Source organism: Streptomyces himastatinicus ATCC 53653, from assembly GCF_000158915.1.
GTDB lineage: Bacteria > Actinomycetota > Actinomycetes > Streptomycetales > Streptomycetaceae > Streptomyces > Streptomyces himastatinicus.
Genome location: NZ_GG657754.1, coordinates 6,686,498 through 6,700,249 on the forward strand (window position 1 = coordinate 6,686,498; position 13,752 = coordinate 6,700,249).

General features: G+C 71.6%; 8 protein-coding genes and 1 pseudogene. 6 read left to right on the plus strand and 3 right to left on the minus strand.

The window, feature by feature from the left end:
• Nucleotides 1-13 precede the first annotated feature (13 nt).
• The 3 genes and pseudogenes from SSOG_RS28595 to SSOG_RS28605 all read left to right on the plus strand — a co-directional run bounded on the left by SSOG_RS28595 (nucleotide 14) and on the right by SSOG_RS28605 (nucleotide 4,852).
• Nucleotides 14-1,336, plus strand: a complete 1,323-nt coding sequence (locus tag SSOG_RS28595; protein ID WP_009717740.1) for a sensor histidine kinase — start codon at nucleotides 14-16, stop codon at nucleotides 1,334-1,336.
• Nucleotides 1,333-2,010 carry a response regulator gene (locus tag SSOG_RS28600; protein WP_009717741.1) on the plus strand — a complete coding sequence of 226 codons (678 nt, stop codon included), beginning with the start codon at nucleotides 1,333-1,335 and terminating at the stop codon, nucleotides 2,008-2,010. Before SSOG_RS28595 ends, SSOG_RS28600 begins: the two co-directional genes overlap by 4 nt.
• Nucleotides 2,011-2,130: 120 nt before the next feature.
• Nucleotides 2,131-4,852, plus strand: a pseudogene (locus SSOG_RS28605) (glycosyl hydrolase family 65 domain-containing protein).
• A 94-nt stretch (nucleotides 4,853-4,946) separates the two neighbouring features.
• Here SSOG_RS28605 and SSOG_RS28610 read toward each other — a convergent pair.
• Together SSOG_RS28610 and map are read right to left on the minus strand one after the other, a co-directional pair.
• Entirely contained in the window at nucleotides 4,947-6,053 is a 1,107-nt protein-coding gene (locus SSOG_RS28610; protein WP_009717743.1) for a helix-turn-helix domain-containing protein, read from the minus strand.
• 104 nt (nucleotides 6,054-6,157) lie between these two features.
• On the minus strand, nucleotides 6,158-6,925 hold the full coding sequence (gene map / locus SSOG_RS28615) for a type I methionyl aminopeptidase (RefSeq protein WP_009717744.1): 768 nt from the start codon (nucleotides 6,923-6,925) through the stop codon (nucleotides 6,158-6,160).
• Between the two features lie 55 nt (nucleotides 6,926-6,980).
• Between map and SSOG_RS28620 the strand changes: the two genes are divergently transcribed.
• On the plus strand, nucleotides 6,981-7,262 hold the full coding sequence (locus SSOG_RS28620; protein ID WP_039938924.1) for a helix-turn-helix domain-containing protein: 282 nt from the start codon (nucleotides 6,981-6,983) through the stop codon (nucleotides 7,260-7,262).
• 235 nt (nucleotides 7,263-7,497) lie between these two features.
• A complete protein-coding gene (locus SSOG_RS28625; RefSeq protein WP_050800358.1) occupies nucleotides 7,498-11,355 on the plus strand; it encodes an ABC transporter ATP-binding protein in 3,858 nt (1,285 codons plus the stop codon).
• A gap of 119 nt (nucleotides 11,356-11,474) precedes the next feature.
• Here SSOG_RS28625 and SSOG_RS28630 read toward each other — a convergent pair whose 3' ends face one another.
• On the minus strand, nucleotides 11,475-11,918 hold the full coding sequence (locus SSOG_RS28630) for a hypothetical protein (RefSeq protein ID WP_039941875.1): 444 nt from the start codon (nucleotides 11,916-11,918) through the stop codon (nucleotides 11,475-11,477).
• Nucleotides 11,919-12,099: 181 nt separating this feature from the next.
• Here SSOG_RS28630 and SSOG_RS28635 point away from each other — a divergent pair, with 181 nt between their 5' ends.
• Complete coding sequence (locus SSOG_RS28635) at nucleotides 12,100-13,506, plus strand: S28 family serine protease (protein WP_039938925.1); 1,407 nt, start codon at nucleotides 12,100-12,102, stop codon at nucleotides 13,504-13,506.
• The last annotated feature ends 246 nt before the right edge of the window (nucleotides 13,507-13,752 follow it).

A 13,752-nucleotide genomic window follows, 5' to 3' on the forward strand; every position in this document is an offset into this window, starting at 1 on the left:
TCGGGGGTGGGTGGTGAAGGGGACGCGGGGGCTGCGGGCGGTTCCGGGCATCCTGCGCGAGGACCTGTGGACGACGGCGGCCGATCCGCTGCCGCGCCGGAGCGGGCCGAGCTGGCTGGACTGGCTGCCCGCGTTGGCGCTGCCGGTGGTGCTGGGCGCGGTGGTGCTGTTCATCGCGTGCGTCGACAAGTACGGGGAGCTCTACGGGTTCGGCCAGGGCGTCGGCGTCCTGCTCGCCGCGGTCCAGTCCGTGGCGCTCGCAGCGGCGTTGTTCCGGCCGGTCCCGGCGTGGTGGGCGATGACGGCCGTGACGATGGTGATTGCGTGGTTCAGGTCCGGGGCCGTCCCTGAGGCCACGTTCCCCTGGTCCGGCGAGGGGCTGACGGTGCAGGCGCTGGTGCTGTTCCTGCTGGCCCTGCGCACCCGCCCCCGGATCGCGGCCGAGGTGCTGGCGATCAGCCTGCTGGTGTGCCTGGCCTGCCGGGCCTTCACCGCCCCGGCGCCCGTCCCCGACTCCGACCCCGGCTTGGTCGTCTCGGTCCTGGTGACAGCCGTGGTGGTCGGCACCGCCCTGCGCGGACGGCGGGTGGCCCGGGCGCGGCTGGTCGAGCAGGAGGAGATCACCGCCGAGGAGCGTGCCCGCCGCACCTTGCTGGAGGAGCGCAACCGCATAGCCCGGGAGCTGCACGACGTGGTCGCCCACCACATGTCGGTGATCTCCATCCAGGCGCAAGTCGCCCCGCATCTGGCGGAGAACCCGTCCGACGAGCTGAAGGAGAACCTGGCGGGCATCCGCCGCAGCGCGGTCGAGGCGCTGACCGAGCTGCGCCGGGTGCTGGGCGTGCTGCGCTCCGAGGACGCCCTCGCAGATGGCGTACGGCATGCCCCGCAGCCCACCCTCGACCGGCTGGAGGAGCTGGTGGACACGGTGCGCGGCACCGGGATCCCGGTTGCCGTCGAGATCCACGGCGAGCGGCGGCCGCTGCCGCCGGGCCTCGAACTGTCGGCGTTCCGCATCGTGCAGGAGGCGCTGAGCAATGTGATGCGGCACGCGCCGGGGGCCGAAGTGCGGGTGGAGATCGGGTACCACCCGGACGGGCTCACCGTCTGGGTGGTCAACACCGCCCCCGACCGGCCCGCCTTGCCGACGCCGGGTGCCGGGCACGGGCTGCTCGGGATGCGTGAGCGCACCGCGATGCTGCGGGGCGAGCTGGCCACCGGCCCCACTCCGGACGGGGGTTACGAGGTGGCCGCCGTACTGCCCGCGTACCACGCCACCGAAGCCGCCAGAGCCGAGACCGCCACGGCCACCGAGACTGCCGAGGACACCGCATGACGACGAGCATCCGCGTCCTGATCGCCGACGATCAGAGCATGGTCCGGCAGGGCTTCACGGTGCTGCTGAACGCCGAATCCGGCATCGAGGTCGTCGGCCAGGCCGTGGACGGTGAGGACGCCGTCGCCCAGGTCGCCGAACTCGCCCCCGATGTCGTCCTGATGGACATCCGCATGCCCGGCCTCGGCGGCATCGAGGCCACCCGTCGGCTCACCGAACCCGACGGCGCCACCGTCAAGGTGCTCGTCCTCACCACCTTCGACCTCGACGAGTATGTGTACGAGGCGCTGCGCGCGGGCGCGTCCGGGTTTCTGCTGAAGGACGCGTCGGCCGAGGAACTGGCCCATGCGGTACGGGTGGTGGCGGCCGGGGACGCGTTGCTCGCGCCGAACATCACCAAGCGTCTGATCGCGGAGTTCTCCCGGGTGACCGCCGCCGCCCCGCGCGCTCCCCTCAAGGACCGCGTCGGCGATCTGACGGAGCGCGAGACCGAGGTGCTGGCCCTGATCGCCCAGGGCCTGTCGAACGCGGAGATCGCCACCCGGCTGGTGGTGGCGGAGCAGACGGTGAAGACCCATGTCGGCCGGATCCTGCTCAAGCTGGGCCTGCGCGACCGCACTCAGGCCGCGGTCTTCGCGTACGAGTCGGGCCTGGTGCGCCCTACCGCACTCTGATGTAGTTCATGCATATGAAGTGATGTTCAGGTATTGAAGACATGGCCTTATCCATTGACCTCCTGTGTTCACCTCTTTATCGTCACTGCGACCGTCACCGGCGAACCACGACGGAGAACAATGACGTACTCCACCTCCCGGCTGCCGCGCGCCGCCCGGCTGATCGCCCCGCTTCTGGTCTGCGGGCTGATCGCCGCCGTGCCCCCGGCGTCCGCCGCTCCCGAATCCGACTCCTCAGCGGCGGCCCGTGCCGGCGCCGGGGGCTGTGCGCGTGGGCCGTCCGACGGCTGGGCGCTGACCTCCGACCGCATCGATCCCAAGGACAGCTACCACGCGTACGTGGGCAACGGCTATCTCGGGCAGCGCGTCCCGCCGAACGGCACCGGTTACTCGGGCGGCGGCGGCAAGACCGGATGGCCGCTGTTCACGCCCCGCTACGACGGAGCGTTCGTCTCCGGCCTGTACGCGCACAACAAGAAGACCACCGAGAACCGGCAGGTCGCCGCCGCCATCCCCAACTGGTCCACGCTGAACGTGGCCACCGGGGGCAAGGGCGCGGAGACCTTCGGCTCGGGTACGTCCGCCGGGCACATCTCGCACTACCGGCAGACCGTCTTCATGCTCTGCGGCTTCGTGCGTACGTCCCTCACCTGGACGGCGTCCGACGGCCGCGCCACCGACCTCACCTATGACGTGCTCGCCGACCGCAACGACGCCCACGTGGGCGCCGTACGGCTGCGCATGAAACCGCACTGGAGCGGCGACGCCACCGTCACCGACCGCATCGACGGGCGCGGTGCGCGGCGCATGACGCAGACCGGCGGCGGAGCCCATGGCGACCGTACGGTCGATGTGGCGTTCCGTACGGACGGCACCAAGACCGACGGCGCCGTGGCGTCCACCCTGCGGCCCGGCCGTAACGTACAGAACGCGAAGGCGGAACGGGCCGACAAGGGCGAGAAGTTGAGCGCCCGGCAGGGCGTCCGCTTCCCGGTGCGGCAGGGCCGCGCCTATGAGTTCACCAAGTACGTCGGCGTCGACACCGCGCTGACCTCCCACGCCCCGCGCGCCGACGCCGTCGCCGCCTCCCACCGGGCCGCCGACCGCGGCTGGCCCGCGCTGTTCACCGAGCACACCGCCGCGTGGCGCAAGCTCTGGCGCTCCGACATCGAGATCGGCGGCCGCAGGCAGCGCGACCTCCAGAACTGGGTGCGCTCCGCGCAGTACGGGCTGCTGTCCGCCACCCGCGCAGGCTTCCGCAACAGCATCTCCCCGACCGGGCTGACCAGCGACAACTACGGTGGCCCTGATCTTCTGGGACGCCGAGACCTGGATGTACCCGGGGCTGCTGGCGAGCCACCCCGAACTGGCCAAGTCCGTGGTCGAGTACCGCTACAAGACCCGCGCCGGTGCCCGTACGAACGCGCGCAAGCTCGGCTACCCCGGCCTCTTCTACCCCTGGACCAGCGCGAGCAAGGGCGGGCTGTGGACCGAATGCCACAGCTGGGACCCGCCGCACTGCCGCACCCAGAACCACCTCCAGAGCGATATCGCCCTCGCGGCCTGGCAGTACTTCCAGGCCACCGGCGACGCCACCTGGCTGCGCGAGCGCGGCTGGCCGGTGCTCAAGGGCATCGCCGAGTTCTGGGCCGGGCGCGCCACCCGCAATGACGACGGCAGCTACTCCATCAGAGACGTCGCGGGCCCCGACGAGTACAGCAACGGCGTGGACGACGCGGTGTTCACCAACGCCGGAGCGGCCACCGCCCTGCGCGACGCCGCCCGCGCCGCCCGCGTCCTCGGTGAGAAGCCCCCCGCCGCCTGGAGCCGGATCGCGGACAAGCTGCGCATCCCGTACGACAAGAAGAAGCAGGTCTTCAAGCAGTACGACGGCTACAAGGGCTCGCTGATCAAGCAGGCGGACACCGTGCTGCTCATGTATCCGCTGGAGTGGCCGATGTCCGGGCAGTCCGCCGCCAAGACGCTCGACTACTACGCGGCGCGCACCGACCCCGACGGCCCGGCCATGACCGACTCGGTGCACGCGATCGACGCGGCGTCCATCGGGGAGCCCGGCTGCTCCTCGTACACGTACCTGATGCGTTCCATCAAGCCGTTCGTGCGCGGCCCATTCGACCAGTTCTCGGAGGCGCGCGGCCAGAAGGCGGGCGCCAACGACCCGCTGGCCGGGTCCCCCGCCCAGGACTTCCTCACCGGCAAGGGCGGCTTCCTCCAGGTCTTCACCCACGGCCTGACCGGGATGCGGATGCGCGAGGACGCCGTGCGGCTCGACCCCATGCTGCCGCCGCAGCTGCGCGACGGCGTCACCCTGCGGGGGCTGCGCTGGCAGGGCCGTACGTACGACGTGGCGATCGGCGCGCACGAGACGACGGTGCGGCTGATCTCCGGGGCGCCGTTCGACATCGAGACCCCGCAGGGCGGGAAGCAGGTCGTGAGCGAGGGCGCCCCCGCCGTCCTCAAGACCCGCCGCCCGGACCTCACCCCGACCAGCAACCTCGCCCGCTGCCAGGAGGCGTCGGCGAGTTCGCAGGAGCCGGGCATGGAGCCGGGCGCCGCCCTCGACGGCAACGCGGCCACCGCCTGGGTCCCGAACGCGGCCCGGGGCACGCTCACCGCCGACCTCGGCCGGGCCGTACGGATCGGCGAGGTCACCCCGCAGTGGACCGGCACCCGCCCCGCCTCGCACCGCACTCAGGTCTCGCTCGACGGACGGCACTGGCGCGAGGGGACGACGGGCCCGGCCCGCTACGTCCGCGTCACGCTGCGCTCGGCGGACGACAAGAAGCGCGCGGGCATCGAGGAACTGAAGGTGACCAAGTGACCAGGTGACACGGGCACCGGGCGTGGGGTGCACGGAGCATCAAGAACTGTGCACCCCACGCCAATGACATCCGGCGGCTGCCGGTCCATGCTGATCAGCGAAGGTGAGCAGGGCTTCGACGGGGGGAGTCCTGCTCACCTTCACTCATACGGTCCGAACTCATACGGTCCGAACTCATACGGTCCGACAGCTGCGATTGCTGCACCTGCTGCGACAGCGCCGTCCGGCGGAAGTCCCGCGGCGGTATGCCATAGGCGCCGCGGAACGCCCGGCTGAAGTCGGCCGCGTGGCTGAACCCCCAGCGCGCGGCGATGGCGTGGATGGGGAGGCCGCTCTGCGCGGGGTCGGCCAGGTCGCGGCAGCAGCGCTCCAGGCGCTGGGCGCGGATCCAGGCGGCGACGGTGTGCCCCTGCCGCTCGAAGAGCCGGTGGAGGTAGCGCACCGAGATGTGGTGGGCCGCGGCGATCGAGGACGGGGTCAGGTCGGGGGTGTGGAGGTTCCGTTGCGCGAAGTCCTGGATCCGCAGGACGAGGGCGCGCCGGTGGCTCTCGGGGGCCATCCGGCCGGCGGTAGTCCCGGCCCCGGCCTCCGCGTCGCCGTCCAGCTCGTGCGCCAGCAGCGCGGTGAGCAGATCGACCACCACGGTGCCCAGGCGCGGGCCGTCGGCCGGGCGGTACGCGGTGTGCTCGGCGCCCAGCCGGACGAGGACGTCGGCGAGGAGGGCGCCGATGCCGGTCCGCCCCGACAGCCGCCGCCCGAGCAGCCGGCCGAGGTCGGCCGCCGGGAACGGCAGCAGGGACGGCGGGACGGCGACCGTCATCGTGTCCGTCCTGCCGCGCCCGACGAACGCCTCGTAGGGCCCGGACGTGCAGGAGAGCATGAACTGCCGGGCGCCGAGCGTCGTGGTCGCGCCCGCGTGCCGGACGTCCGTCTCCCCGCTCAGATGCAGCTGGAGGTGGTACAGCTCCGGATCCGACCGGCGGATGTGGACCGGTGTCCGGTGGTTCCACAGGGAGGGGACGGAGGTGCCGGACACCATGACCTGCCCCAGGTTGACGCCCCACATCGTCGCCCGGAAGTCGCCCTCGTCGGTGCTGCGCAGCTCCATGGGGATCGTCGTCCGGTCGCACAGGGCGCGCCAGGCCGCGAACCGTTCCGAGGGCGGGATGTCGTCGATCTGGACCACCATCTCGATCATCACCCTTCTGATGTGCGGTTGTTGTGCGGTGATCGCCTGGTGTGACCCTAATCGGTGCCCATAAGTGTTTGATGAACGATCCGGTGTTGAACAGTCCGCAACCGGCCTCAGGGCGCGGTGAGCACCCGCGGTCCCTCGTCCGTGATCGCCACGGTGTGCTCGCTGTGCGTCGCCCGGCTGCCGTCCACCGTACGGAGCGTCCAGCCGTCGTCGTCCGTCAGATACGTGTCCCGGCCACCCGCCATGAACATCGGCTCGATGGCCAGCACCAGCCCGTGCCGGAGCGGGTAACCGCGCCCCGGCCGTCCCTCGTTGGGCACCGGCGGGTCCTCGTGCATCCGCCGCCCCACGCCATGGCCGCCGAAGTCCTCGGGGATGCCGTACCCGGCCGCCCGGCCCACCGTTCCGATGGCGTGCGCGATGTCGCCGATCCGGCCGCCGACGACGGCCGCCGCGATGCCCGCTTCCAGGGCCTTCCGGCCGGTCTCGACCAGCCGCTGGTCCTCGGGGCTGGCGGTGCCGACGATGAAGGTGGTCGCGCAGTCGCTGGCCCAGCCGTCGAGGACCGCGCCGCAGTCGATGGACACCACATCGCCGTCGCGCAGCCGGTACCCGTTCGGGATGCCGTGCACGATCGCGTCGTTGACCGAGGCGCAGATGGCCGCGGGGAAGGGGGTCGGGGCGAAGCCCGGCCGGTAGCCGAGGAACGGGGACGTGGCTCCGGCCCGGCTCAGCACCTCCCTGGCCAGCTCGTCCAGTTCGCGCAGGCTCACGCCGACGGCGGCGGCCTCGCGCGCCGCCGTGAGGATGCCCCCGGCGATCCGGCCCGCCTCCCGCATGGCGTCCAGCGACGCGTCCGTCTTGATTTCCACCACAGTGCTGCCCTCCCGAGCGTGACCCAATTCTTATACCGGTATTAGTATCACGGTCATGGTGCGCACTCCTCTCACTCCGTTGGAACGTGAACGTGGCCGCTTCCTCGGTGTCCTGCTGCGGCAGGCCCGGGGCGAGCGCAGCATGGCGGACGTCGCCGCCGGGGCCGGGATCTCGGCGGAGACCCTCCGCAAGATCGAGACCGGCCGGGCTCCCACTCCCGCCTTCTTCACCATCGCCGCCCTGGCCGCCACCCTGGGTCTGCGGCTGGACGACATCGCCGCGCGCTGTGCCGCGGCCGCCGTCCCGGAGGAGGTGCCGCGCGACGAGGCCGCGTAAGGGCCTCGCCCGCCGCTCGTTTGTTGCGGAAGGATGAAATCCGCACACGTGTGTGTTGGGTCTTCCGGCAGCAGTGGACACCGGGAGGTCATGAGTGGCGGGCGGCAAAGGCGGCAACACCGATAAAGGTGGCAACACCGATAAAGGTGACACCATCGACAAAGGTGGCAGCGCCGACAACGGCGACAATGCGGACGCACAACAGGGCTGGGCACGGCGGCTGACCCGCCACTGCATGCGGTACCGCCGCAATGTGCTGCTCGCGCTCGGCGCCTCGCTCGCCGGGATGGGCGTCATGGCGCTGGTCCCGCTCGTCACCAAGCTGATCATCGACGAGGTGATCGTCCGGCACGACCGGGCGCTCGCGCCCTGGGCCGTCCTGCTGATCGTCGCGGCCCTCGTCGTCTACGCCCTCACCTACGTCCGCCGCTTCTACGGCGGACGGCTCGCGCTCGACGTCCAGCACGATCTGCGGACCGAGATGTACGCGTCCCTGGTCCGCCTCGACGGCAGGCGCCAGGACGAACTGTCCACCGGCCAGATCGTCGGCCGCGCCACCAGCGACCTCCAGCTGATCCAGGGCCTGCTCTTCATGGCGCCGATGATGATCGGCAACGTGCTGCTCTTCCTGGTCTCCCTCGTCGTGATGGCGGTGCTCTCCCCGCTGCTCACCGTCGTCGCCCTCGCCGTCGCGCCCGCCCTGTGGGTCATCGCCTCGCGCAGCCGCATCCGGCTCTTCCCCGCCACCTGGTACGCCCAGGGCCAGGCGGCAGCCGTCGCCGGGGTCGTGGACGGGGCCGTCACCGGCGTCCGTGTCGTCAAGGGCTTCGGCCAGGAGGGGCAGGAGACGGGCAAGCTCCGCGAGGTCGGCCGCCGCCTCTTCGCCGCCCGGCTGCGCACGGTCCGCCTCAATGCCCGCTACACCCCCGCCCTCCAGGCCGTCCCCGCCCTCGGCCAGGTCGCGATGCTGGCCCTCGGCGGCTGGATGGCCACCCGCGGGCAGATCACCCTCGGCACGTTCGTCGCGTTCTCGACGTACCTCGCGCAGCTCGTCGGCCCGGTGCGGATGCTCACCATGATGCTGACCGTCGGCCAGCAGGCCCGGGCCGGTGTCGAGCGGGTCTACGAACTCATCGACACCGAACCGGTCATCCAGGAGCGCCCGGACGCGCGCGAACTGCCCGCGGACGCGCCCGCGACGGTCGAATTCGATCACGTCACCTTCGGCTACGACCCCGGACGGCCGGTGCTCTCCGATGTGTCGCTGCGCATCGCACCGGGCGAGACGGTCGCCGTGGTCGGCGCCTCCGGCAGCGGCAAATCCACCCTGTCCATGCTGCTGCCCCGCTTCTACGACGTGACGGACGGCGCGGTGCGGATCGGCGGCCACGATGTGCGCGAGCTGACGTACGAGTCGCTGCGCGCCGCCATCGGGCTCGTCCCCGAGGACAGCTTCCTCTTCTCCGACACCGTGCGCGCCAACCTCGCCTACGGGCTGCCGGACGCGGACGACGAGCAGATCCTGGCCGCCGCCCGCGCCGCCCAGGCCGACGGCTTCATCTCCGCCCTCCCGGACGGCTACGACACCGAGGTCGGCGAGCAGGGCCTCACCCTCTCCGGCGGCCAGCGCCAGCGGATGGCGCTGGCCCGCGCGATCCTCACCGACCCCCGCCTCCTCGTCCTCGACGACGCCACCTCGGCGGTGGACGCGCGCGTCGAGCACGAGATCCACGAGGCGCTGCGGGGCGTCATGGCTGGGCGTACAACTCTCCTCATCGCCCACCGCCTCTCCACCCTCGCCCTCGCCGACCGCATCGCCGTCCTGGACGGCGGCCGCCTGGTGGACCTCGGCACGGACGAGGAACTGCGGGGGCGCTGCGAGCTGTACCGCCGTCTGCTGACGGACCCGGACGAGCTGAGCGGCATCACCCGCGACCCGGCCGGGCGCCTCGCCGGGCGCCCACGCGGCGGCGACGACCCCGAGCACGCCAACGCCGACGCCAACGCGGCGGGATTCGCCGGGGCGTTCGGCGGCGAGGCAGCCGCCACCGGACTGGTCGAGCCGTGCGCCGACGGCGTTGCCCATACGAACGGTGTGGTCCGCGGCGGCGACGACCCCGCGCACGCCGCACCGCCCACCGCGGGCGGGGTGACCCCGGAGCTATGGGCGCGGCGCGACGGGGACGGCGACACGACGGCCCCGGAGGCGCGTACCGCCACCGCACCCCCCGCCCCCGGGATGGCCGGGGCGATGGCCGGGATGCCCGCCACGCCCGAGCTGCTGGCCAAGGTCGAGGCCCTGCCGGCCGCCACCGACACCCCCGAGGTGGACGAGGAGCGGGCCGCGCGGCCCGAAGAGGCTTACGGCCTGCGGCAGTTGCTGCGCGGATTCGGCACGCCGCTGCTGTTCTGCCTGCTGCTGGTCGCGGTCGACGCGGTGTCCGGGCTGCTGCTGCCCGTGCTCATCCGGCACGGCATCGACCAGGGCGTCCAGCGCCTCGCGCTGGGCGCGGTGTGGACGGCGTCCGGGCTGGCGCTGTTCGTCGTCCTCGCGCAGTGGGCCGCGCAGTTCGGGGAGACGCGGCTGACCGGGCGCACGGGCGAACGCGTGCTGTACGCCCTGCGCGTCAAGATCTTCGCGCAGTTGCAGCGGCTCGGACTCGACTACTACGAGCGCGAGCTGACCGGCAAGATCATGACGCGGATGACCACCGATGTGGACGCGTTGTCGACGTTCCTCCAGACCGGTCTGGTCACCGCCGTCGTCAGCCTGCTGACCTTCTTCGGCATCCTGGTCGCGCTGCTGGTGATCGACGTCCAGCTGGCGCTGGTGGTGTTCGCCACCCTGCCGCCGCTGATCGTGGGCACGTTCGCCTTCCGCCGCAAGAGCGTCAAGGCGTACGAACTCGCCCGTGAGCGCGTCGGCACCGTCAACGCCGATCTCCAGGAGAGCGTGGCGGGGCTGCGCATCGTGCAGGCGTTCCGGCGCGAGGGCGTCGGCCGGGAGCGGTTCGCGGGGCGCAGCGACGCGTACCGGCAGGCGCGGGTGCGCGGTCAGTTGCTGATCTCGGTGTACTTCCCGTTCGTCCAGCTGCTGTCGTCCACCGCCGCCGCGCTGGTGCTGATCGTCGGCTCCGGGCGGGTCAGCGACGGGACGCTGACAGCGGGGGCGCTGGTCGCCTATCTGCTCTACATCGACCTTTTCTTCGCACCCGTCCAGCAGCTCTCCCAGGTGTTCGACGGCTATCAGCAGGCCACGGTGTCGCTGGGCCGCATCCAGGAGCTGCTGCGGGAGCCGACCACCACCCCGGCGCCGAAGAACCCGCGCGCGGTGCGGACGGTGCGCGGCGAGGTCGCCTTCGACGATGTGCACTTCCGTTACGGGGATGGCGAGGAGGCCCTGTCGGGCATCGGCCTCACGATCCCGGCCGGGCAGACGGTGGCGTTCGTGGGGGAGACGGGCGCGGGCAAGTCCACGCTGGTCAAGCTGGTCGCCCGCTTCTACGACCCCACCGGCGGCGCCGTACGGGTCGACGGTACGGATCTGCGCGAACTGGACCTCACCGCGTACCGCAACCGGCTGGGCGTCGTCCCGCAGGAGCCGTATCTCTTCCCCGGGACCGTGCGCGACGCCATCGCCTACGGGCGGCCCGACGCGAGCGACGCCGACGTGGAGGCGGCCGTGCGGGCGGTCGGCGCCCACGCCATGGTGGCCTCGCTCGACGGCGGCTATCTGCACGCGGTCTCCGAGCGCGGGCGCAATTTGTCGGCCGGGCAGCGCCAGTTGATCGCGCTCGCGCGCGCCGAACTGGTCGACCCGGACATCCTGCTGCTCGACGAGGCCACGGCCGCGCTCGACCTGGCCACCGAGGGCCTGGTCAACCAGGCCACGGACCGGCTGGCGGGCCGACGCACCACGCTGGTCGTCGCGCACCGGCTGACCACCGCGGCCCGCGCGGACCGGGTGGTGGTCCTGGACCACGGGCGGGTCGTCGAGGACGGTACGCACGAGGAGCTGGTGGCACGGCCGAACGGCCGGTATGCCGAGCTGTGGCGCACCTTCACGGGAGAGACGGCCCCGGTGGGGGCGTAACACCCCCGCCCGTCGGGGCGGGTGCGGCCGGGGGGTCGGCCGCCTCATGAGTGCGCCGGCCGGCCGTGACTATACGGCCGGTAACTCTCGGCGTTCACCGCTCATCACACACGGTGACGTCACGGTTCCATGCCGCTCGCCCTCGCGATGCCCTCCACCTCGCGCCGGTCCGCCTCCCGCTGCTCCGCCTCGGCCGCCACGCGCTGCTTGTGGCGGTGCAGGAAGTCGGGGTCCTGGGCCCGGTCCTGGGGCACCAGCACCTTCATGCCCTTGGCGTGCGGGCTGTCGCCGAGGTCGACGACCACCCGCTCGTCCTGGGAGGTGAGCAGGCCGAACAACACCAGCAACTCGGCCTGGAGTGCGGGGGTGAACAGCTCTTTCTCCTCGGGCCCCATGCCGAGTTCGTACGTCCCCCCGCGGACGGCCGGTGAAGTGCTCAGCTCGCGCAGCAGCCGCATGAGCAGCTCCAGCGAGCGCGGATCGATTCGTTCCTGCAATTCGGTCAGATACTGCGTCAGCCGCTCGGCCCGTTCGCTCCGGTCGTGCCGTTCGTCTCGGTCCATGTCGCCAGGATGCGCCATCACAGCCCGCTACGAAAGGGGGTGACGGTAACAACTCTCCGTATTCGGCGGCTGGTTGGCGTGATCGGAACCCTCTAGCCACTCCGTCGTGTGCCCCGATAGGTTCTCGGCGACCTGTGCGATTGATGTGCATCCAGGGGATGTGCACCCAAGGGGAGGGCGAATGGGCAAGGCGCTCAGATGGCTGTTGTCGCTCGTGATAATCGTGGGGGCGGTCGGCGCCGGTGCGGGCAGCGCACCGGCCGCGGCGGCCACCCCCGCGAGCGAGCCGGACATCAAGGAACGCGTCCTGGCGATACCCGGGATGAGCTTCGTCGAGGAGCAGCCGTACGACGGCTACCGCTTCCTCGTCTTCACCTATCAGCAGCCGGTCGACCACCGGCATCCGTCCAAGGGCACCTTCAAGCAGCGGTTCACCCTGCTGCACAAGGCCACCGACCGGCCGACGGTGTTCTTCACCTCCGGCTACAACGTTGCCACCACGCCGCGCCGCAGTGAGCCCACGCAGATCGTGGACGGCAACCAGGTGTCCATGGAGTATCGGTTCTTCACACCGTCGCGGCCCCAGCCCGCCGACTGGTCGAAGCTCGACATCTGGCAGGCCGCCAGCGACCAGCACCGGCTCTACCGGGCGCTGCACCGCGTCTACGGCAAGAAGTGGCTCGCCACCGGCGGCAGCAAGGGCGGCATGACCGCCACCTACTACCGCCGCTTCTACCCGCACGACATGGCGGGCACCGTCGCCTACGTCGCCCCCAACGACGTGGTCAACGACGAGGATTCGGCGTACGACCGCTTCTTCGCGGGCGTCGGCACCGCCGAATGCCGCACCAAGCTGAACGCGGTCCAGCGCGAGGCGCTCGTGCGGCGCGACGAGATCGTGGCGCGGTACCAGAAGTGGGCCGACGAGGAGAAGCAGACCTTCAAGGTCGTCGGCAGCGCCGACAAGGCGTACGAGAACGTCGTCCTCGACCTGGTGTGGGCCTTCTGGCAGTACCACCTGCTGAAGGACTGCGCGGACGTCCCCGCCACCACGGCCTCCACCGATGAGCTGTACAAGTTCATCGACGACATCTCCGGCTTCTCCGCCTACACCGACCAGGGCCTGGAGACGTACACCCCGTACTACTACCAGGCGGGCACCGAACTGGGCGCCCCCACCTTCAAGACCCCGCACCTGGACGGTCTGCTGCGCTACCCGGGCATCTACAACCCGCGCAATTACGTCCCGCGTGACATCCCGATGCGCTTCAAGCCGGGCGCGATGCGGGACGTGGACCGCTGGGTCCGCCATGACGCGAACCGGATGCTGTTCGTCTACGGGGAGAACGACCCGTGGGGCGCCGAGCCGTTCCGCCTGGGCAAGGGCGCGCGCGACTCGTACGTCTACACGGCCCCCGGCGGCAACCACGGCTCCAACATCGCCCAGCTGACGGCGCCCGAGAAGGCGAAGGCGACGGCCGCGGTCCAGAAGTGGGCGGGCGTCCCCACCTCGTCCAAGCCCCTGGCCCCCCGTGACACCAAGCTGGACCGCCGCGAGGTGGAACGCGAGCCGACGCTCCGACCGTAAGCCCAGCCCCGGGCTCGCCCTGAGCCTGGGCCCGTGCCGGGGCCGGCTGCCGTGTGGCCCCGGCACGGCGCCCTCGGGCCCTGGCTTCGGGCCCCTGGCCTCGGTCTCTGGTCTTGGCCCGGACCTGTGTTGGCCCGGGCCAGGGTCCGTGTCGGGGTCCGCGGCTGTGCCGCCCCGGCCCGCCCGGGCCCGGCGCCTCTGGCTGGGCCAGTGTCGGGGCCGTGGCCGTGGGCCGTAACACCCTGG